The organism is Saccharopolyspora antimicrobica, from assembly GCF_003635025.1.
Classification (GTDB): Bacteria; Actinomycetota; Actinomycetes; order Mycobacteriales; family Pseudonocardiaceae; genus Saccharopolyspora; species Saccharopolyspora antimicrobica.
Window position 1 is genome coordinate 2,438,847 of record NZ_RBXX01000002.1, and the last position, 18,832, is coordinate 2,457,678.

The 18,832-nt window shown below is 71.5% G+C and carries 22 protein-coding genes and 1 tRNA gene; 11 read left to right on the forward strand and 12 right to left on the reverse strand.

Going from position 1 to position 18,832, the window contains the following annotated elements; translation table 11 throughout:
• Positions 1-47 precede the first annotated feature (47 nt).
• On the reverse strand, positions 48-1,838 hold the full coding sequence (locus ATL45_RS11950; RefSeq protein WP_093158126.1) for a DUF8508 domain-containing protein: 1,791 nt from the start codon (positions 1,836-1,838) through the stop codon (positions 48-50).
• Between the two features lie 149 nt (positions 1,839-1,987).
• On the opposite strand from ATL45_RS11950, the gene ATL45_RS11955 reads away from it, so the two are divergent.
• Positions 1,988-2,317 carry a hypothetical protein gene (locus ATL45_RS11955; protein ID WP_093158128.1) on the forward strand — a complete coding sequence of 110 codons (330 nt, stop codon included), beginning with the start codon at positions 1,988-1,990 and terminating at the stop codon, positions 2,315-2,317.
• Positions 2,318-2,357: 40 nt separating this feature from the next.
• On the opposite strand, the gene ATL45_RS11960 is transcribed toward ATL45_RS11955, so the two are convergent.
• From ATL45_RS11960 to ATL45_RS11980, 5 genes are all read right to left on the reverse strand, one after another.
• Positions 2,358-2,443: transfer RNA gene (locus ATL45_RS11960), tRNA-Ser, on the reverse strand.
• A gap of 44 nt (positions 2,444-2,487) precedes the next feature.
• Positions 2,488-3,045, reverse strand: coding sequence for an RNA polymerase sigma factor (locus tag ATL45_RS11965; protein WP_246025293.1), 558 nt, complete (start codon positions 3,043-3,045; stop codon positions 2,488-2,490).
• Positions 3,046-3,159: 114 nt separating this feature from the next.
• The gene (locus tag ATL45_RS11970) at positions 3,160-3,375 is read right to left on the reverse strand and encodes a CsbD family protein (protein WP_093158129.1); all 216 of its coding nucleotides are present in this window, start codon (positions 3,373-3,375) and stop codon (positions 3,160-3,162) included.
• Between the two features lie 69 nt (positions 3,376-3,444).
• Complete coding sequence (locus tag ATL45_RS11975; protein ID WP_093158131.1) at positions 3,445-3,933, reverse strand: nucleoside deaminase; 489 nt, start codon at positions 3,931-3,933, stop codon at positions 3,445-3,447.
• Complete coding sequence (locus ATL45_RS11980) at positions 3,930-4,418, reverse strand: tRNA adenosine deaminase-associated protein (RefSeq protein WP_093158132.1); 489 nt, start codon at positions 4,416-4,418, stop codon at positions 3,930-3,932. The genes ATL45_RS11975 and ATL45_RS11980 overlap by 4 nt, the downstream gene beginning before the upstream one ends.
• 123 nt (positions 4,419-4,541) lie before the next feature.
• Here ATL45_RS11980 and ATL45_RS11985 point away from each other — a divergent pair, with 123 nt between their 5' ends.
• Positions 4,542-5,513: a prephenate dehydrogenase gene (locus ATL45_RS11985; RefSeq protein ID WP_093158134.1), complete on the forward strand. Its 972-nt coding sequence runs from the start codon at positions 4,542-4,544 to the stop codon at positions 5,511-5,513.
• A 376-nt stretch (positions 5,514-5,889) separates the two neighbouring features.
• Here the strand turns inward: ATL45_RS11985 and ATL45_RS11990 are convergent, their stop codons facing one another.
• Positions 5,890-6,072 carry an antitoxin gene (locus ATL45_RS11990; protein ID WP_093158135.1) on the reverse strand — a complete coding sequence of 61 codons (183 nt, stop codon included), beginning with the start codon at positions 6,070-6,072 and terminating at the stop codon, positions 5,890-5,892.
• A gap of 205 nt (positions 6,073-6,277) precedes the next feature.
• Between ATL45_RS11990 and ATL45_RS11995 the strand changes: the two genes are divergently transcribed.
• Both ATL45_RS11995 and ATL45_RS12000 read left to right on the forward strand, forming a co-directional pair.
• Positions 6,278-6,967, forward strand: coding sequence for a TetR/AcrR family transcriptional regulator (locus tag ATL45_RS11995; protein ID WP_177242080.1), 690 nt, complete (start codon positions 6,278-6,280; stop codon positions 6,965-6,967).
• 34 nt (positions 6,968-7,001) lie between these two features.
• Entirely contained in the window at positions 7,002-8,186 is a 1,185-nt protein-coding gene (locus tag ATL45_RS12000; RefSeq protein WP_093158138.1) for a cytochrome P450, read from the forward strand.
• On the opposite strand, the gene ATL45_RS12005 is transcribed toward ATL45_RS12000, so the two are convergent.
• Complete coding sequence (locus ATL45_RS12005; RefSeq protein ID WP_093158140.1) at positions 8,161-9,411, reverse strand: MFS transporter; 1,251 nt, start codon at positions 9,409-9,411, stop codon at positions 8,161-8,163. The two genes, ATL45_RS12000 and ATL45_RS12005, sit on opposite strands and share 26 nt — an antisense overlap.
• Before the next feature lie 457 nt (positions 9,412-9,868).
• Here ATL45_RS12005 and ATL45_RS12010 point away from each other — a divergent pair, with 457 nt between their 5' ends.
• Together ATL45_RS12010 and ATL45_RS12015 are read left to right on the forward strand one after the other, a co-directional pair.
• Positions 9,869-10,465: a class I SAM-dependent methyltransferase gene (locus ATL45_RS12010; protein ID WP_093158142.1), complete on the forward strand. Its 597-nt coding sequence runs from the start codon at positions 9,869-9,871 to the stop codon at positions 10,463-10,465.
• A 55-nt stretch (positions 10,466-10,520) separates the two neighbouring features.
• On the forward strand, positions 10,521-10,991 hold the full coding sequence (locus ATL45_RS12015) for a YbaK/EbsC family protein (RefSeq protein ID WP_093158144.1): 471 nt from the start codon (positions 10,521-10,523) through the stop codon (positions 10,989-10,991).
• A gap of 113 nt (positions 10,992-11,104) precedes the next feature.
• On the opposite strand, the gene ATL45_RS12020 is transcribed toward ATL45_RS12015, so the two are convergent.
• The 3 genes from ATL45_RS12020 to ATL45_RS12030 are packed head-to-tail and all read right to left on the reverse strand — an operon-like array spanning position 11,105 to position 13,629.
• Entirely contained in the window at positions 11,105-11,881 is a 777-nt protein-coding gene (locus ATL45_RS12020; RefSeq protein ID WP_093158146.1) for an SDR family NAD(P)-dependent oxidoreductase, read from the reverse strand.
• Positions 11,882-11,936: 55 nt separating this feature from the next.
• Positions 11,937-12,602 (reverse strand): O-methyltransferase, encoded by a 666-nt coding sequence (locus ATL45_RS12025; RefSeq protein ID WP_093158149.1) that lies wholly within the window; start codon positions 12,600-12,602, stop codon positions 11,937-11,939.
• 22 nt (positions 12,603-12,624) lie between these two features.
• Positions 12,625-13,629 carry a GlxA family transcriptional regulator gene (locus ATL45_RS12030; protein WP_177242081.1) on the reverse strand — a complete coding sequence of 335 codons (1,005 nt, stop codon included), beginning with the start codon at positions 13,627-13,629 and terminating at the stop codon, positions 12,625-12,627.
• Positions 13,630-13,674: 45 nt separating this feature from the next.
• On the opposite strand from ATL45_RS12030, the gene ATL45_RS12035 reads away from it, so the two are divergent.
• A complete protein-coding gene (locus ATL45_RS12035) occupies positions 13,675-14,919 on the forward strand; it encodes an MFS transporter (protein ID WP_093158151.1) in 1,245 nt (414 codons plus the stop codon).
• Between the two features lie 54 nt (positions 14,920-14,973).
• On the opposite strand, the gene ATL45_RS12040 is transcribed toward ATL45_RS12035, so the two are convergent.
• The gene (locus ATL45_RS12040) at positions 14,974-15,486 is read right to left on the reverse strand and encodes a ricin-type beta-trefoil lectin domain protein (protein ID WP_143121759.1); all 513 of its coding nucleotides are present in this window, start codon (positions 15,484-15,486) and stop codon (positions 14,974-14,976) included.
• Positions 15,487-15,788: 302 nt separating this feature from the next.
• Here ATL45_RS12040 and ATL45_RS12045 point away from each other — a divergent pair, with 302 nt between their 5' ends.
• From ATL45_RS12045 to ATL45_RS12060, 4 genes are all read left to right on the forward strand, one after another.
• Positions 15,789-16,148: an ArsR/SmtB family transcription factor gene (locus tag ATL45_RS12045; RefSeq protein WP_093158156.1), complete on the forward strand. Its 360-nt coding sequence runs from the start codon at positions 15,789-15,791 to the stop codon at positions 16,146-16,148.
• 137 nt (positions 16,149-16,285) lie between these two features.
• Positions 16,286-16,765, forward strand: coding sequence for an SRPBCC family protein (locus ATL45_RS12050; RefSeq protein WP_093158159.1), 480 nt, complete (start codon positions 16,286-16,288; stop codon positions 16,763-16,765).
• Between the two features lies 1 nt (position 16,766).
• Positions 16,767-17,321 carry a TIGR03086 family metal-binding protein gene (locus ATL45_RS12055; protein WP_093158161.1) on the forward strand — a complete coding sequence of 185 codons (555 nt, stop codon included), beginning with the start codon at positions 16,767-16,769 and terminating at the stop codon, positions 17,319-17,321.
• 87 nt (positions 17,322-17,408) lie between these two features.
• Positions 17,409-18,743, forward strand: a complete 1,335-nt coding sequence (locus ATL45_RS12060) for an MFS transporter (RefSeq protein ID WP_093158164.1) — start codon at positions 17,409-17,411, stop codon at positions 18,741-18,743.
• The last annotated feature ends 89 nt before the right edge of the window (positions 18,744-18,832 follow it).

Genomic DNA, 18,832 nt, shown 5'->3' on the forward strand with positions numbered 1-18,832 from the left:
TGCGAAAAGGCGCCCCGGCCGGGGCCGGGTCGCCTTCGGGGTCGTGGTCAGCGGACGGTGAAGCGGGCGATCTGGGGGTCGTGGTCGCTGGCCTGGTCGGCGAACTCCGCGTTGATGTGCACCAGGTCGTAGTCGGCCCGGAGCGACGGCGTGGCCAGGATGTGGTCCAGCTGCTGGGAATTGCCCTCGTAGACGTAGCTGTAGCGCTCGAGCGGGGGCAGCGCGTCGGCCAGCGGCACGAGCGCGCCGCCCTCGGTCAGGCGCTGGACCGCCGGGGCGAAGCCGTAGTCGTTGAGGTCGCCGAGGACGACCACGTGGGCCTGGTCGTCGATGGCCAGCGCTTCGTCGACGAAACCGCGCACCGCCTGCGCCTGCTTCTCGCGCTGCAGCTCGGAAACGCGCTCCGGCGGCTGCAAGCGGCCGTGCAGCGGCTGGTCACCGCCCTTGGAGTTGAAGTGGTTGGCCACCACGAGCACGGTGCGGCCGCGGAAGATGAACTCGCCGGCCAGCGGCTTGCGGCTGGCCGTCCAGGCGTCGTCGGCCGGGGCGATGCGGCCCGGCGAGGCGCTCAGCCCCACCCGGTTGCCGCGCTCGACCGGGTGGACCGGGGTGGTCGCGTCACCGCCCGGCCGGTCCACGAAGGACACCCGCGCCGGGTTGTAGAGGAACGCCACCCGGATGTTGCCGCCGGGCTGGCCGCCGTCGGCGTTGTTCTGCGGGTCGATCTGGCGCCACAGGTAGCGCGGGCCGCCCGCCGCCGCGATCGCGTCGGTGAACCGGCGGAGCGTCTCGTCGGCGGCCACCACGCCGTTGTCGTTCGGGCCGCTGTTGTCCTGGACCTCTTCCAGCGCGAGGACGTCCGGCGCGGCCAGGTGCCCGACGACGCCCTGCGCGAGCCGGTCGAACTTCGCCTGGTCGTTGTCCGGCGCGAGGTTCTCCACGTTGTAGGTGGCGATCGCCAGCTCGTCATCGCGCTGCGGGCGGGTGGATTCCGGCCGCAGGTCGCCGGGCCGGTGCTCGCCGAGGCTCGTGGCCTCCAACACGTAGCCGCCGAAGCGGGAGTAGTCCAGCGGGCCCTCGGTGCTGCCGCGCAAGCTGTCCCCGACGTTGGCCGCCGGGAACGGGCCGTCGGCCAGCGATTCGACCTTGAGGCGACCCGCGTTGGGGTCGGCGTAGTCGGTGTAGGTGGTGCCGCCGCGGCCGTTGGCGTTGTGCTCCGGCTTGCTGGTGATCCACAGCGCCCGGTACGGATCGGTCGGCCCGACCACCCGGGCGTCGTCGACCCGCAGCAGCATGCCCTCGCGCGACTCGTAGTAGTCCAGCGCGAAGCGCCGCGGTTCCAGCTCCCGCTTGTCGATGTTGCCCTCCAGCGGCGCGAACTCGCCGGGCACCGCGTCCGGGCCGACCACCTCGGCGGGCACCTCGCCCCTGCCGGTGATCTGCCAGCTCGCCTCGACCAGCTCGGTGACCGACTGGTTCGCCGTGGTCTCCGGCGTTTCACCGCTCGCGGTCGGGTAGTACTCGGTGACCTTCCCGCCGACCACCACGGCGTCTCCGACGGCCACCGCCGGCGTCTGCTTCCCGGTGAAGACGAACAGGCCCTCGCTGGTGCGCGGATCGGCGTCGGGCTCCGCGTCCTGGAACCAGAAGCCGCGCACCGAGCCGTACCCGCGAACCCCGGTGACGACGCCGGCGACGCCGGTCACCCGCTGGCCGTCGAGCGGGGACACCCGCGCGGTGCCCTGGATGTCGTGGATCCGAACGACCGGTTCGGCAGCGGCCGCGGGCGCCAGCGACAGCAGCACCCCGGTAGCGACGAGCAGTGACGTGACGCGCACTCCGGCTTCCCCTCGCCAAGCGACATGATCGACGAGAAGCTACCCGCCCGAAGCGACGAGCGACACAGGATCAGGTGAACATCGCCGCGATCGCCGACTGAGTAGTTCCACGCTTCCCGGGCGCGCGGGGCTCGGCTGGACTGGGCGACGTGATCTCCGATGGGAACACCACCGCACCGATCGGCGCGCGGATCCTGGTCGCCCTCGCCACCTGCGCGGTGCTGGTGCCCTGGTCGCTGTTCTGCGCGGTGCTGGTCGGTCTCTCCGCGATGTGCACCGACGACTTCGACAGCTCCGACTGCGCCGAGACGATGAGCATCCCGATCGCGCTCGGCGTCCTGGGCCTGGTGCTGGCCGCGGTCCAGCTGATCGTGGCGCTTCGCGGCCGGACGACGAAATCGGTGCTGCTGCGCGGCATTCCCGCGCTCGCCCTGGCGCCCGCCGGGCTCTTCGCGCTTTACGTGACCTTCGTCCAGTAGCAAAAGGGCCGGTCCCCTGGCGGGAACCGGCCCTTGCGAGCGGTAGCGGTGGGATTCGAACCCACGGTGGCTGTTAACCACACGCGCTTTCGAGGCGCGCTCCTTCGGCCGCTCGGACACGCTACCGCCGACTAGGCTACATGTCCGGGTTCGCGCGTCCCGCAGCGGGGTCAGCGCCAGGCGCGGAGGGCGTCCGCCAAGGCGACCCTGGCCCGGAACAGGCGGCCGCGCACCGCTTGCTCACCTGCGCCGACGCGCCGGCCGATCTCCAGGTAGGACAGGCCGTCGATCTCCGCGAGCAGCCAGACCTCGCGCTGCGGGGGCGGCAGGGCGGCCAGCGCGTGCAGCAGGTCCAGCACTCCCGCGGCCGCTTCGGCCGCTCGCTGCGGGTCGGCCAGCGGCGCGCAGCCGGCCATCGAACGCTGCTCCGGCACCGACCACACCGGCTCGGTGCGGCGGGTGCGCCTGGCGCGCAGGACGATCAGGCAGCGGCGGCGCACGATCTGGAACAGCCAGGTCCGCAGCGCCGCAGGCTCGACCAGCTCCCCGGCTCGCCGCCACACCGTGACGAACGCTTCCTGCACCACGTCCTCGGCGTCGGCGCGGTCGCCCAGCATCCGCAGCGCCAGGCGCAGCAGCGGGGCCGAGCAGCGGTGCACCAGTTGTTCGAACGCCTCGTCGTCACCAGCGGCGATGCGCTCCGCCAGCACCGCATCGGTCGGCTCCACGTCACTCCCCTGCAACGCGATGGGTCCGCCCCGGCGAAGCGGAGCGGACCCATCGTCACAGGCCACGGTCCCGACGGCGGCCCGGACAGGCCACCCGAACCGGTGGAATATTCCCTACTTCTTGTCGTCGCGGAAGCGGTCCTTCACGTCGTCCACGGCCCCGGCGGCGCGGTCCTTGATGTCCTGGCCGGTCTCCTTGGCCTCGCCCGACACCTGGTCGCCCTTGCCGGAGCGCTTCATCTCGTCGTTCCCGGTGGCCTTGCCGAGGGCTTCCTTCGCCTGCCCGGCCAGTTGCTCAGCCTGGTGCTTGGCCTTGTCGAACACACCCATCGGTCACTCCGTTCCTACGGGGAACACGTGCACCCGGTCGGGTACCCGGACCGCGCTCAACATCACGGCTCAGTGACCCTCGTCACTCCGGTGAGTGGTGAAGAACTGCTCCAGCAGCGCCGCGCACTCGTCGGCCAGCACGCCGCCGACCACCTCGGGCCGGTGGTTCTGCCTGCGATCGCGCACCACGTCCCACAGCGAGCCGACGGCGCCGGTGCGCGGCTCCCACACCCCGAACACCACTCTGGCCACCCTGGCCAGCACCAGCGCACCCGCGCACATCGTGCAGGGCTCGACGGTGACCGCGATCGTGCAGCCCTCCAGCCGCCAGCCGTCGCCGTGCGCGGCGGCCGCGGCGCGCAGCGCGAGGACCTCGGCGTGCGCGGTGGGGTCGCGGAGGGCCTCCCGCTGGTTGTGCGCCTCGGCCAGCACGCGGCCGTCCGGGCCGACCACCACCGCACCGATCGGGACGTCGCCGGTCGACGGCGCTTCGGCGGCGACCCGCAGCGCGGCCCGCACCAGCTCGACGTCACCGGCGCGGAAACCGGACTCGCTCACTGCTCCAACTTCTCCAGCAGCTTCTCGAAGTCGTCCCCGAAGCCGCAGCGCTGGGCGATCATGACCAGCTGCTCGTCGGGGTAGAGGTCGACCTCTTCGATGATCACCAGCAGCTCGCCCTCGGGCAGCCCGAGGTCGGCCAGGACGGCCAGGTTGCCCTCCGGCCAGACCTCCTCGTCGTCCTCGTCGGGCGGTTCGACGCGGAGCAGGTCGAGGACATCGGCGGCGATGTCGTAGTCCAGCGCCGCAGCCGCGTCCGACAGCAGCAGGTCAACCCCGCCGGGCACCGGGCGGATCAGCACGAAGAACTCGTCGTCCACATTGCACATGCCGAACACCGCGCCGGTGGAACGCAGCTCGCGCAACGCCGTGATCGAGGCGTCCAGGCCGGTCAACGCGGTTCTGTCCATCGCGCTGCACCGCCACCGCCCGTCTTCCCGCACCACGGCGACGGCGAAGCCCGAGACCGGCTCCTGCACCGTCATGTGGACACCGTAGAGCGTGCGAACGCCACCCGAAAGCACTATTGCGCGCTCGTAACCTTCCGAGCACCGAATGCCGCTCAACCGGGTGTGCCTTAACCGGACGGGGTCGGGCAGGATGGGTGAATGCGTGCCGTGTGCGTGATCGGACTGGGACTCATCGGCGGCTCGGTGCTGCGGGCCGCCTCCGCCGCCGGACGCCCCGTCTGGGGCAGCACCACCTCCGAGGACGACGCCGCCGCAGCGCGGGCGGACGGCTTCGACGCCGTCGAGATCGACGAGGCGCTGCGCCGGGCCGCCGCCGAGGACGCGCTGATCGTCGTGGCCACGCCGCTGACCGCGGTCCGCGGCGTGCTGCGGAAGATCGCCGAGCACGCGCCGGAGGCGTGGCTGACCGACGTGGTCAGCGTCAAGGACCCGGTCGCGGCCGAGGTGCGCAGCGTGCTGCCCGGGGCCCGCTACGCCGGTGGTCACCCGATGGCCGGGCTGTCCAGCTCCGGCTGGGCGGCCGGTTCCGGCGAGCTGTTCTCCGGTGCGGCCTGGGCGGTGACCCTCGATGAGGACACCTCGCTCGAAGCGTGGCGGGAGGCCGCCCAGCTGGCGCTGGACTGCGGGGCGCAGGTGGTGCCCACCTCCGCTGCGGCGCACGACTCCGCCGTCGCCCGGATCTCGCACCTGCCGCACGTGTTCGCCGCGGTGCTCGCGGCCACCGGCGCCGACGGCGGACCGCTCGCGCTGTCGCTGGCGGCGGGCTCGTTCCGCGACGGCACGCGGGTCGCGGGGAGCTCGCCCGATCTCGTCCGGGCCATGACGGAGGGCAACCGCAGCGCCCTGCTCGACGCGGTCGACGACGCCCTCGGCCGGCTGGGCGCGGCCCGCGGTTCGCTCGCCTCGACCGGCGGCTTGAAGTCCACTGTGGATGCCGGGTACGACGCCCGTCGCTACCTCGACGACCTGGTGACCTCCGACCGGACGAGCACGACCGTCCGCCTCGACGCCACCGCTCCGGAACGCCTGCGCGAGATCGGCGAGATCGGCGGCCGGGTCGTCGCGCTCACCGCCGACACCGCCGAGATCGAGATCCCGACCGCGGCCTGACGCGATTTCAATGGAAGTCGGGGCCGCGATTTCAATGGAAGTTGCGGATCGTCGGCGTGTCACCCCACGACACACCGACGGTCTCCGCGATTTCAATGGAAATCAGACGTCGAATTTCCATTGAAATCGCGCACCCCGTCGGCGCTGCAGGCGGTGGAACGCCGTAGACGGACATACATCGGGAGGAGATCCCGGAGCCAGGTGGGCGCTGAGGTTCTGCCACGCAGATCAGCCGCTGGAATCCGGCTGAGCGCGAAGAGAGGCCGCCCTGTGCGTGGGGCGGCCTCTCCATGATCCGCTCCGACCACTGCCGCACCGGGACGGCCCTCACCAGGTCCCGTGCCGCAGCGTAGGTCGGGCGGCGATGTTCAGGTGTCTACTGCTCGGGCTTCTCCTGACCCAGGAACTCCTTGCCCTTCGCCACGGCCTGATCGATCTGCTCCTCGTGGCCGAACTTCTCCTTGGCCTTGTCCGCGGCCGCGTCCAGCCCCTGCTCGATCTTGTCGCCGTGCTCCCGGCCCGCGTCCTGCAGCCGGTCCTTGAAGTCTCCGAGTCCCATGGTGCTCCCCTCCACGTCGCGGGATAAGTCCTCGGGCTACGCACGGCGAACGTAAGCCCGGTGCGCGCTGCGTGCACCCCGTCAGGATCGCGTTAACACCTTCGAGGGATCTTGCCCGTGCGTGGCGACAGCGCTACGGTTCGTTCATGACCGGATGACCAGATTTCAAATCCGGTCACGGAGTCAGAACCACCGGAGGCACCCCGTGTCGCAGCCCACCGAACGTGCCGACCGCATCCTCGACGCGGCAGGCGAGCTCATGATCCGGCTGGGCTACCGGAAGGTGACCATCGAAGACGTCGCTCGTCAGGCGGGCGTCGGGAAGGGCACCGTCTACCTCCACTGGCGCACCAAGGAGCAGCTGTTCGAGTCGCTCATCCAGCGCGAGGCGCGGGCACTGCTCGGCGAGCTGGCAGCGGGCCTGCGGCGCGATCCGAGGGAGATCCAGCCGCACCGCTTCATGCGCGCCGCGTACCTCATCACCCAGCGCCACCCGCTGCTGCGGGCGCTGGCCACCGCGGACGCGGAGCTGCTCGGGAACCTCACGAACTCCCCGGTGCGGGCCAGGGAACAGGAGATCGCCGACCGGTACAACACGCTGATCATCAAGCACGGCCTGGTGCGCGACGACATCCCGCACCTGATCTACGCGCTGAACGCGACGAACACCGGCTTCTACGCCATCGGACCCATCCAGCACGACGCGCCGGACATCGACGACGAGACCGCGGCCGACGTCCTGGCCTACACCGTCCGGCACGCCTTCGAACCGGACGGCGATCCCGATCCCGCTTCGCTGACCTCGGCCGCGAACGAGATCGCCGACCTGTTCGACGAACTGAACGAGACGTACCGGGAGCGGATATACGCCGCCCCCGGGACCGAGCGGGGTTGATCCCACCGCTCGACCACCACGGAAGGGGCAACACATGACGACCCTCGCCGACACCTGGGGAATCAACGAGGCGCAGTTCTGGCTGCGCGGCATTCGCCCGGACGAGCCGGTGGAGCACGACGAGGCGACGGGCATCTGGAACGTCTACGGCTACCCCGAGATCCTGCAGGCGCTGAGCGACCACGCCGCCTTCTCCTCCGCCACCCAGCGCTTGGTCCCCGACGCGGGCGACAGGTTCTCCGAGGGGAACCTGGTGCAGATGGACCCGCCGGACCACCACAAGCTGCGCAAGCTGGTCAGCCACGCCTTCACCCCGAAGGTCGTCGCGGACCTGGAGCCCCGCATCGCCAAGCTGACCCACGAGCTGCTCGACGCGATCCCTGGCGACCGCACCGAGCTGGTCGCCGACCTCGCCTACCCGCTGCCGGTCATCGTGATCGCCGAACTGCTCGGCGTGCCGAGCAGCGACCGAGCGCTGTTCAAGAAGTGGGTCGACGCGATGTTCGAGAGCTCCGACCAGTTCTCGCTCAAGGAGCGGACCAAGGAGCAGGAGGAGTACTTCGCCAAGGCGATGGAGCAGGTCCAGCAGCTGACCGACTACCTGGTCTCGCACGCCCAGGATCGGCGTCGGCAGCCTCGGGAGGACTTGCTGTCCAAGCTGGTCCTGGCCGAGGTGGACGGGGCGCGGCTCACCGACGCCGAGGTGGCCAACTTCGGGATGGTGCTGCTCGTCGCCGGGCACATCACCACCACGATGCTGCTGGGCAACACGGTGCTGTGCCTGGACGCCCACCCCGACCAGTTCGCCAAGCTGCGCGCGGACCGGTCGCTGGTGCCCAGCGCCATCGAGGAGTCGCTGCGCTTCTTCAGCCCGTTCGCAGCCGTGTCGCGGGCGACCGGCCACGAGACCGAGCTGGGCGGGCAGGTCATCCCGGCCGACCAGCTGGTGCTGCTCTGGGTGGCGGCGGGCAACCGGGATCCCCGGCAGTTCACCGACCCGGACGCCTTCGACATCACCCGCGAACCGAACTCGCAGATCGCGTTCGGCCGCGGCATCCACTTCTGCCTGGGCGCGCCGCTGGCGCGGCTGGAAGGACGCGTGGCGCTGAGCATCCTGCTGGAGCGGTTCCCGAACCTGCGGACCGACCCGGCCGACGGCCCGGAGTTCCTCCCGAGCCCGGCGATGACCGGGGTCAAGCGCCTTCCGCTGCTCCTCTGAGACGGGGGTCGGGGGACCCACCGGTGGAGCGGGCGGCCCGGGGACCGTCCGCTCCACCGACCTCGTGCTGCGCGGGCACCGCCTCGCGCTCGGGCGCGGTTGTCGGCATCCGCCAGAACAGGGCGAGGGCGAGCACTGCGACCACGGCCGATGCCGGGCCCAGCGCCCACCAGCCCCACTGCGCGGCGACCGCGCCTCCGGTGATCCCGCCGAGGCCCATGCCCAGGTAGAGCGCGGATGAGTTGAACGCGATCACCACCGCGGCGCCGGAGGGCGTCGCCGAGATCAGCCGGTGCTGGACGGCGGGCATGATCCCCCAGCCGCCGAGCCCCCACAGCACCAGCAGCGCTCCGGTGGCCGGCAGCGAACCGCCGGCCAGCGGCAGGAACATCAGGCCGGCGGTGAGCAGCAGCAGCGAACCCGCGATGCCGACGCCCGAACCGAAGCGGTCGGTGATCCGGCCGACCACCGCGTTGCCCATCGCGCCCGCGACGCCGTAGACGAACAGCAGCACGCCGAGCGTGCCCGCGCCCGCGCCGGTCAGCGCGGAGAGCATCGGCGAGGCGTAGGTGTAGGCGGCGAAGTCGGCGAGGGAGGCGAGCATCGAGACCACCAGGACCCACACGACGGCTCGGTTGCGCAGCACCGAGATCCGCTCGCCGAGCCGCATCGCCGGCGGCGCCGGGACCGGCGGCAGCGCCAGCAGGGCCGTCGAGGCGAGCACGCCGAGGCCCGCGATCATCCAGAACAATCCCTGGTAGCCAACGGATTCCTCCAGCAGGACGCCCAGCGGAACGCCGATCACCGTGGCCAGCGTCAGCCCGCCGAGCACCATCGACACCGCGCGACCGCGGCGGTCCAGCGGCACCAGGTCGGCGGCGATCACGACTGCGGTCGGGGTGAACAGGCTCGCGCCCAGCGCGCCCAGCACGCGCGCGGCGGTGAGGGTGCCGAAGTCCGGCGCGAGCGCGGTGGCGATGTTGCCCACCACGAACAGCGCCAGCGACAGCCACAGCAGCTTCCTGCGCTCCCACCGTCCGACCACAGTGGACAGCACCGGCGCGCTGATCGCGTAGGTGAGGGCGTGCACGGTGACCAGTTGGCCCGCGGTGGTGACCGGCACTCCGACGTGCTCGGCGATCGCCGGGAGCACCCCGGCCACCAGGTAGGAGCCGGTGTTGATGACGAAGGTGCCGACGGCGAGCACCAGGAGCCGGAATTGCATTGGCTTCCCTCGGGATGGCGGGCGGGCAGGGCAGCACGAATCGCGCGACGACCCGCGGGCCGATCGCGTGGAGCTGAGGGACCGCGACCTCGTCAGGGCACGACTCGGTCAGCGGGTGGAGTGTTCGGTTGGGATGACCCTGCAACTGCGGACGGCCAAGAAGGCCAGACCCGTTCTCGGTGTCGGGTGGAACAACGACCGCAACTCCGGCCGCACCCGGCATTTCGATCGAGTCCCCGCGCGTGTTAACACGCGTGACCCGGATCACAAGTGACGTGACGCTGCGTCATCCTCCCCGGCGCGGAACAGCCTGTGCCGCAAAGGATTCGAGGAAGCGGGCACTTCTCACGACCGACCGGCCGCCGCGGGTTTGCGGTTTCCGCAAAGAACTTTGCCGCTCTGTCACGGGCCCCGGCAGATTGGTGGCAGCGAACTCCCGCGATCGAGGTGAGGATTCATGGACCAGCAGTTCTGGGACGACCGGTACCGCAGCCACGACCAGCTGTTCAGCGGAGCGCCCAACCCGGTGCTCGTCGCCGAGGCGAGCGACCTGCCGCCCGGGCAGGCGCTCGAAGTGGGCTGCGGCGAGGGCGCCGACGCGATCTGGCTGGCGCGGCGCGGCTGGCGGGTCACCGCGATCGACATCTCCCGGGTGGCCCTGGAGCGCGCCGCCGCGACCGGCGCGGACCTCGGCATCTCGTGGCAGCACGGCGACCCGATGACCACCCCACCGCCGGCCCGCGCGTTCGACCTGGTCTCCGTCCAGTACTTCCCGCTCCGGCGCCAGCCCGAGCACACCGCGCTGCGGGGCTTGCTGGCCGCCGTCGCACCGGGCGGCACGCTGGTGTTCGGCAGCCACGACCCCGCGGACGTGCCCTCGGACGCGGACTTCGACCCCGACGACTACTACCAGCCCGCCGACATCGCGACGCTCCTCGACGACGACTGGACCGTCCTGGTCAACGAGACCCGCCCGCGCACCACTCCCCCGCCCGCGGGCACGCACCACACCCACGACACGGTCCTGCGGGCCCGCCGCGGCCCGGTCAGGTGACACCGGTGGGCAATTCGCTTGTTCCGGCGGCGCGGCCTGGGGGATTCTGCGCGGCATGAGCAATGCCACCGACACCTTCTCCGCCTGCCTGCGCGGGCTGGACGTGCCCGGTCAGGTCGTCGAGTTCAGCACCGAGGTGCCGACCGCCGCCGCGGCCGCCGAACAGCTCGGCTGCGAGGTCGGCGCGATCGCCAACAGCCTCGTCTTCACCTGCGACGACGAGCCGCTGCTGATCATCGCCAGCGGTGCGCACCGGGTGGACACCAAGCACGTCGCGCGACTCCTCGGCAGCGGCAGGATCCGGCGCGCCACCCCGGAGTTCGTGCAGGCCGCCACCGGTCAGCCGGTCGGCGGCGTCGGGCCGGTGGGCCACCCGCAGCCGATCCGCACGGTGGTGGACCGGATGCTCGCCGACCACCCGGTGGTGTGGGCGGGCGCGGGGACCAAGCACGCGATGTTCCCGACGACCTTCGACGAGCTGGTGCGGATCACCGGTGGTCTCCCCGCCGAGGTCGAGAAGCCCTGATCGCACGGTTTCCGCTGGTCAGGACCCGTGAGTACTTCGGGGTGCTATAGCCTCACAAAGTACTCACGGCCTTTCACCAGAGGAAACCGTGCACCCATCGCGGGAGCAGCGGCTCAGACGCCCGGGTCGAAGCGGCCGTCGATCGCCGTCCAGCCGCCCTCCACCAGCTGCAGGCTGCCGGTCACGTAGGACGAGGCGTCCGAGGCCAGGTACACCACGGCACCCGCGATCTCCTCCGCCTTCGCCCACCGCTGCAACGCGGTCTTGCGCGCGTAAGCGCCGTACCAGGCCTCGTCGGACTTGATCTGCTCGGTCAGCGGCGTCTCGAACGGGCCCGGCGCGATGGCGTTGACCCGCACGCCCCGCGGCCCCAGCTCCGCGGCCAGAGCGCGGGACAGCTGCACCACGCCGGCCTTCGTCGCGGCGTAGATGCCCTGGCCCGGCTCGACCACCTCCGCCCGGAAGCTGGCGAAGGTGATGATGCTGCCGCGCCCGCGCTCGGCCATCCGCGCGCCGAACTCGCGGACCAGCCGGTAGGTGCCCTTCAGGTTGACGTCGACGACGCGGTCGAACTCCTCGTCGGTGGTGTCCACCAGCCGCTTCCGGACGTTGATGCCGGGCGTCACGACAAGCACGTCCGCGTCGGGCTCGGCCTCCGCGAGCTCGCGGATCTGCGCGCTCTCGCGCACGTCCAGCTCGCGCCGGATCGCCTCGCGCCCCAGCTGCCGGATCGACTCCGCGGTCTCCTCCGCGCCTGCGGCGTCCACGTCCGCCACGACGACCCGGGCCCCGTACTCGGCCAAGGCGACCGCGCTGGCGCGCCCCAGTCCGCTACCACCGCCGACGACCACGGCCTTGCGCCCGTCGAGCTGGAAGAGATCGGCCGCCATGAACTACCTCCCGACCGTCCACAAGGGACGTAAGTGCAGATCGATCGGCAGATCATCACCCCTCGGACAGCACCAGGGCAAGGGTGAACCCGTCGTGCCCCTTGGCCCCGACGGTCTGGATCGAGGTCGCCATCGCGCGGGGTTCGGCGGCGAGCAGCTCGTGGAACCGGCGCACGCCCCGCAGCTCCGCGTCCAGGTTCGCCTCGTCGACCACCGCGCCGCGGCGCACCACGTTGTCCACGACCACCAGTCCGCCGGGCCGCGTGAGCTCCAGCGCCCACCGGAAGTACTCGGGGACGCTGGGCCGGTCGGCGTCGACGAAGACCAGGTCGAAGGTCTCCCCGACCAGCTCCGGCAGGGTGTCCAGCGCCGCCCCGACGCGCACCTCCGCGACCTCGTCGAGCCCGGCGCGGGCCAGGTTGGCGCGCGCGATCTCCGCGTGCGCCGGGTCGTGCTCAAGGGTGACCAGCCGGCCGTCCGCCGGGAGCGCGCGGCCGAGCCAGATGGTGCTGTACCCGGCGAGCGTGCCGATTTCGAGGATCCGGCGGGCCTGCACCGTCCGGGCCAGGACCTGCAGGAACCGGCCCTGCAGCGGCGAGACCGCGACGGGCGGAAGCCCGGCTTCGTCGGCGGCCCGCCGCGCGGCGATCAGCACCGGGTCCTCCGGCGCGTATCGCTCACCCAGGTATTCGTCGACCGCTGCCCACTGCTCTCGTCCCATGCCCAGTTCTCTACTCCGCTCCTCAGCCGATGGCGAGGGCGTCGCTGCCGCGGAAGGTGTTGCGATAAGCACTCGGCGACACCCCGAGGACCACCTGCAGGTGCTGGCGCAGCGACGCCGCGGTGCCGAAACCGGCGTCGGCCGCGACCCGCTCCACCGGCAGATCGGTCTCCTCCAGCAGTTGCCGCGCCCGCTCGATGCGCTGCTGGGTGAGCCACTGCAGCGGCGAGATCCCCACCTCGTCGCGGAACCGCCGGGTGAAGGTCCGCACGCTCATCGCCTCCTGAGCGGCCAGCTCGCGCAGCGACAGCGGCCGGTCCAGGTGCTCCAGCGCCCAGGCGCGGGCCCGCCGGGTGGACGAGATCTGCGGTTCCGGCACCGGGCGCAGGATGTACTGGGCCTGGCCGCCGTCGCGGTGCGGCGGCACGACGGTCAGGCGCGCGACCTCGTTGGCGACCGCCGCGCCGTGATCGCACCGGATCATGTGCAGGCACAGGTCGATCCCGGACGCCTCGCCCGCGGAGGTGAGCACGTCGCCGTCATCGGTGTAGAGCACGTCGGGATCGAGCTGCACCGCGGGGAAGAACGCGCGGAAGCGGTCGCTGGAGTTCCAGTGCGTGGTCGCCCGGCGACCGTCCAGCAGGCCTGCGGCGGCCAGCGCGAAGGCCCCGGTGCAGATCGAGGCGATGCGCGTGCCCGGCCGGATCCGGGCGAGCGCGGCGGCCAGCTCCGGGCCGAGCCGGCCCTCGGTCTCGGTCTCGTCGTACTCGTGGGTCGCCAGCACGATCACCGTGTCGGCGTCGCCCAGCGCCTCCGGGCCGTGTTCGACGCGGATCGGGAAGTCCGCGTCGGTGCGCACTTCGCCCGGGTCGAGCGCGCAGGTCGTGATCTCGTACAGCGGCTCCCCGGCGGGCGTGCGCGCTCGGCCGAACAGCTGGTGCACCAACCCGAGTTCCATCGGCATGACTCCGTGCCGGACCAGTACCGCGATGCGATGCATGGCCCGATTCTTGCACATGTTGGCCATCGGGCCACTCGTTCCGGCGCGCCGCACCGAGCAGGGTCGGAGGGCATGAGAACCGATGTGCACCGCGCCTGGTGGGTAGCCGCCGTCACCGCCCTGGTCGTCGTCGCCGCAGGTGCCTGCGCCACCACCGCGGGCCTGCTGGTGACCCCGATGCACCGCGAGTTCGGCTGGTCGCACGGCACCATCGGGATCGCGGTGTCGGTGAACATGGTGCTGTACGGGCTGACCGCGCCGTTCTCCGCCGCGCTGGTGGACCGCTTCGGCATCCGGCGCACAGCGGCGGGAGCGCTGTCGCTGATCGCCGCCGGAGCCGCCATCACCACAGCCGTTTCCGCGCCCTGGCAGCTGATCGCGGGCTGGGGCGTGCTGGTCGGCATCGGCTGCGGCGGGCTCGCGACGACCTTCGCCGCGACCGTCGCGCACCGCTGGTTCGCCGCCCGGCGCGGCCTGGTGACCGGCGCCCTGACCGCCGCGACCGTCGTCGGCCAGTTCGCGTTCCTGCCGGTGATGTCCTGGGTGATCGACCGCTTCGCGTGGCGCTCGGCCACCATCGCGCTCGCGCTGATCGCACTGGCCGCGACACCGCTGGCCTGGTCGGCCTTCCGCGACCACCCGGCCGACCTGGGCCTGCGCCCCTACGGCGCGACGGCCTTCGAACCGAAGCCGCGACCCGAACCGGGCGCGGCCCGCCGAACGCTCCGGGTGCTGCTCGACTCCGCGCGCACCGGCCCGTTCTGGCTGCTGGCAGGCACTTTCGCGATCTGCGGTGCCTCCACCAACGGGATCATGTGGACCCACTTCGCCTCCGCCGCGCACGACCACGGCATGCCGACGACGATCGCCGCCTCGGTGCTGGCGATCATCGGAGTGGTCAACGTGGCGGGCACGGTCGCCTCCGGTTGGCTCACCGACCGGTTCAGCCCCCGGCTGCTGCTGGCCGCCTACTACGGCCTGCGCGGCACGTCCCTGCTGTTCCTGCCGTCGCTGCTGGCACCGACGGTGCAGCCCGGGATGATCGCGTTCGCGGTCCTGTTCGGGCTGCTCGACGTCGCGACGGTCCCGCCGACGATCGCCCTGTGCCGCGAGATCTTCGGCGCGGACGGCGCGATCGTCTTCGGCTGGGTGAGCACGGCCCACCAGCTGGGCGCCGGTCTGGTCGCCCTCGGCGGCGGTGTGGCCCGCGACCTCATGGGCACCTACGACGCGGTGTGGATCAGCGCGGCGGCCCTGTGCGCGATGGGCACCCTGCTGGCCGCGGCGATCAGGAAGACCGCGGTCCAGCCGGCGTAGCCGGACATGCGAGAGCGCCCGGCCGGAATGCCGACCGGGCGCTCTCCGAGAGGATCAGCCGCCGATCCGGGTCAGCTGCCACTCCTGGCTGATGCCCTCGCGGGCCTGCTGGACGTCGACCCGCGGCGGGAAGATCAGCAGCGGCGAGCGGTCCAGCCGGAACTGACCGCTCGCGATGTGCACCCGGTCGGCCCGCGGCGTGGTGTCGAGGGTCCACGTGTGGGGCTGCGGCGTGATGACCGCGAGCCGGTGGTGCCCCGGCTCCACCCGGACACCCAGGTAGTGGCCGGTCTGCGCGCTCTGGATGGTGTAGCCGCGGCCCTTCCGCGCGATCACCCAGACCTGGGCGCCCTCACCGCGCGGCAGCAGCACGACGGGCGTGCCGGGCGTCGCGTCCCACGGCTCGGTCAGCACTTCGCCGAAGGAGCTCGTGCCGAACTCGATCTGGTAGGTGCCGGGCTGCACGTACGCGCGCGGCTGAGCAGCCGTCGCCGCGGGCGCGAAGGCGACCAGCGCCGCGATGGACACCAGCGCGAAAGCCCACGCCAGAGCACGTCGAAGAGTCATCGTCCGAGGTCCTTTCCGAGAAGCTGCCGCCCGGCCCCTCCCGGACGATCACGTCCTCTCCATCGGCCGCCCGGACTCCGCACCGATGTCCTCGACCGGCGGATTTCCCGCCCCCGACGAGTGATCCGCCGCAACCCTTACCGCTGGCTTAGAGCTGTTCTAGCGCCCTCTGCGAGTCTGCCGCGCCGAGACCATTGCGCGGCCAACCGCAGACGACTGCTCGCACCTTTCTCAACCTTCCGGTTGACTAAGCCGGGACACCGGCCTACCTTGTTATTCAACCGACTAGTTGAGGACAAGCGTTGGACGAGAGCACCGAGCGGCTCAACCGGGCGTTCGCGGCGCTGGCCGACCCGACCCGGCGGGAACTGGTGGCCCGCCTGGCCGGTGCGGACGCGACCGTGGGCGAGCTCGCCGAGCCCTACGACATGAGCCTCCAGGCGATCTCCAAGCACGTGAAGGTGCTCGAGGACGCCGGATTGGTGACCCGCAGCAGGGACGCCCAGCGCCGGCCGGTCCACCTGGACGCGGAGGTGTTCGACCTGATGTCGAAGTGGATCGAGCGCTACCGCCGGGAAGCCGAGGAGCGCTACCAGCGCCTCGACGCCCTGCTCGGCCGGATGAACGAAGAACAGCCGAACCGGAAGAAAGACGCGTCATGACACCCGTTGCGTCAACCGGAGTCCTGCTCGACCGCACCTCAGGGGACCGTGATGCAACCCAGCCACAAGAAGCCGCAAAACGCGGGATCACTTCCAAGCGCAACCACCACTGAAAAGCACGGAGAGGCGGACAGGTCATGAGCAACGAGACCAGGATCGCGGCGGGCGAGAAGACCCCGACCATCGAGATCACCCGGGAGTTCGACGCGACGCCCGAGCAGGTGTTCCGCGCCCACGTCGACCCGGAGCTCTACGCGCAGTGGGTCGGGCCGCGCTCGGTGACCACGCGGATCACCACCTGGGACGCCCGGACCGGCGGCGCTTGGGCGTTCGCCAACGACCGCGACGGCGAGGAGATCGCCGCCTTCTACGGCAGCTTCCACGAGGTACGCCCGCGGGAGCGGATCGTGTGGACCTTCACCTTCGAGGGCGTGCCCGACGCAGTCGCGCTGGAGACGCTGACCTTCGAGGAACTCCCGGACGGCCGGACGCGGCTGCGGACGCTGAGCGTGGTGGCGGACTTCGAGACCCGCGACGGCATCCTCGCCAGCGGCATGGACACCGGAGTCGGCGAGGGCTACGAGAAGCTCGACGAGCTGCTCGCGAAGGGCTCCTGACGTGACGGCCCAGCAGCACGCGCAGGACGCCGCCCGGTTCACCGAGCTGGTCGAGTCCGCCGCGGCCGACGACTGGTCGCGACCGAGCCCGGTCGCGGAGTGGACGGCGCTCGACATCGTGAAGCACCTGGTCGAGTGGTCCCGCGGTTTCGTGGTGGGAGCGGGGATCGAGCTCCCGCCCCTGGACGTCGCGGCCGACCCGGTCGCCGCCTGGAAGCAGCACGTCACCGACATCCAGGCCATCCTCGACAACCCCGCGGGGCGGGTGCTCAGCAACCCGCACACCGGCGACAAGCCGGTCGACGAAGCGATCGACCAGTTCTACGCGGCCGACGTCTGGATGCACACCTGGGATCTCGCCAAGGCACTCGGCCGCGAGCCCGACCTCGGCGAGGAGCGCTGCCGCGCGGCGCTGTCGGCCATGCGGCCGGTGGAGCAGATGTTGCGCGACAGCGGGCAGTTCGGCGCCGCCGTGCCCGTCGCGGCCGGAGCCTCGGCGCAGGGCGAGCTGATGGCGTTCCTCGGCCGCGACCCGGCCTGGTCCCCCACCACCTGATCCCCACGTTGACATATACCCCTCAGGGGTATATACACACTTCCGGTACAGATACCCCCTAGGGGTATCGATCGGGAGGAGAGGGACATGGGGCTGTTCGCGATTCGCGACTACCGGAGGCTGTTCGGCGCTCAGGTCATCGCGCTGTTCGGCACCGGCCTGGCCACGGTCGCGCTGGGCCTGCTCGCGTACGACCTCGCCGGACCGCGCGCCGGCGCGGTGCTCGCCACCGCGCTGACGATCAAGATGGTGGCGTACGTGGTCGTCGCACCGCTGGCGGCCGCGTACGTCGACCGGCTGCCGAGGCGCTGGTTCCTCACCGCTCTCGACGTGGTGCGGGCGCTGGTGGTGCTCGCGCTGCCGTTCGTCACCGAGGTCTGGCAGATCTACGTGCTGATCGGCGTCCTGCAGACCGCGTCGGCGGCGTTCACCCCGACGTTCCAGGCGGTGATCCCGGACATCGTGACCAAGGAGGCCGACTACACCCGCGCGCTGTCCGCGTCGCAGGTGGCCTCCACGATGGAGAGCCTGCTGAGCCCGGTGCTGGCGGCGGTGGCGCTCACCTTCATGACGTTCAACCTGCTGTTCCTAGGCACCTCGGTCGGATTCGCGGTGTCGGCACTGCTGGTCCTGTCCACCCGGATTCCCGACGCGCGCCCCAGCGCGCGCACGAACGCCTGGGACCGCGCGGTGTCGGGGATCCGCACCTTCGCGGCCACGCCGAGCCTGCGCGGCGTCATGGCGCTGAACCTGGTGGTCGCCGCCGCCGGTTCCATCGTGGTCGTCAACACCGTGAACTACGTCCGCGACGTCCTCGGCGGAACCCAGTCCGACGTGGCCTGGATGCTCGCCGCATCCGGAACCGGCACGCTGCTGGTGGCCCTCGTCCTGCCCCGCGTCCTGGACCGGGTGGCGGACCGGCTGGTGATGCTGACCGGAGCCGCGGTACTGCTGCTCGCGGTCGGCGCGGCGGTCGCGATGTCCGCGGCGAGCATCGCGGCATCGCTGCTGACCGGCGTGATCTGGGTGGCGATCGGCGGCGGCATGGCGCTGATCATCACACCGACCGGCCGGGTGCTGCGCCGAGCGGTCGACCCGAGCGGCATCCCCGAGGTCTTCGCCGCCCAGTTCTCGCTGTCCCACCTCGCCTGGCTGGTCACCTACCCCATCGCCGGCTGGGTCGCGACCCGCGCGGGCTTCACCACCACCTGGGTCGTATTGGCGGCCTTGGCGGCGCTCGGAGCCCTCACCGCGATGGTCGTCTGGCCGCGAACCGAGCGGGTTGCGAGCGAGGAACAGGCTGGAACAGCGGCGGCGCTCCCGGCCGAGGATGGCGACCTCGTCACGGTCTCGGCCGCAACCCGGGAAGCAGAGGAAGGCACCCTCATCGCGGGCCAGTGCTCCTGCGTCCGCACCGTATGAGGCCCACGACTGAGAACGCGCGCCTCTCGCCCGCCGCTCAACCGGCGGGCGAGAGGCGCGTGCGTTCCGCCTGGAGCAGAACTGCGGCC

Bases quoted from the DNA above. Each gene is read 5' to 3' on its own strand.
- ATL45_RS11970 (WP_093158129.1), bottom strand. From the start codon at position 3,375: ATGGGTGTGTTCGACAAGGCCAAGCACCAGGCTGAGCAACTGGCCGGG.
- ATL45_RS11980 (WP_093158132.1), bottom strand. From the start codon at position 4,418: ATGACGGTGCAGGAGCCGGTCTCGGGCTTCGCCGTCGCCGTGGTGCGG.
- ATL45_RS11985 (WP_093158134.1), top strand. From the start codon at position 4,542: ATGCGTGCCGTGTGCGTGATCGGACTGGGACTCATCGGCGGCTCGGTG.
- ATL45_RS11990 (WP_093158135.1), bottom strand. From the start codon at position 6,072: ATGGGACTCGGAGACTTCAAGGACCGGCTGCAGGACGCGGGCCGGGAG.
- ATL45_RS12000 (WP_093158138.1), top strand. From the start codon at position 7,002: ATGACGACCCTCGCCGACACCTGGGGAATCAACGAGGCGCAGTTCTGG.
- ATL45_RS12005 (WP_093158140.1), bottom strand. From the start codon at position 9,411: ATGCAATTCCGGCTCCTGGTGCTCGCCGTCGGCACCTTCGTCATCAAC.
- ATL45_RS12010 (WP_093158142.1), top strand. From the start codon at position 9,869: ATGGACCAGCAGTTCTGGGACGACCGGTACCGCAGCCACGACCAGCTG.
- ATL45_RS12015 (WP_093158144.1), top strand. From the start codon at position 10,521: ATGAGCAATGCCACCGACACCTTCTCCGCCTGCCTGCGCGGGCTGGAC.
- ATL45_RS12020 (WP_093158146.1), bottom strand. From the start codon at position 11,881: ATGGCGGCCGATCTCTTCCAGCTCGACGGGCGCAAGGCCGTGGTCGTC.
- ATL45_RS12025 (WP_093158149.1), bottom strand. From the start codon at position 12,602: ATGGGACGAGAGCAGTGGGCAGCGGTCGACGAATACCTGGGTGAGCGA.
- ATL45_RS12030 (WP_177242081.1), bottom strand. From the start codon at position 13,629: ATGGCCAACATGTGCAAGAATCGGGCCATGCATCGCATCGCGGTACTG.
- ATL45_RS12035 (WP_093158151.1), top strand. From the start codon at position 13,675: ATGAGAACCGATGTGCACCGCGCCTGGTGGGTAGCCGCCGTCACCGCC.
- ATL45_RS12040 (WP_143121759.1), bottom strand. From the start codon at position 15,486: ATGACTCTTCGACGTGCTCTGGCGTGGGCTTTCGCGCTGGTGTCCATC.
- ATL45_RS12050 (WP_093158159.1), top strand. From the start codon at position 16,286: ATGAGCAACGAGACCAGGATCGCGGCGGGCGAGAAGACCCCGACCATC.
- ATL45_RS12060 (WP_093158164.1), top strand. From the start codon at position 17,409: ATGGGGCTGTTCGCGATTCGCGACTACCGGAGGCTGTTCGGCGCTCAG.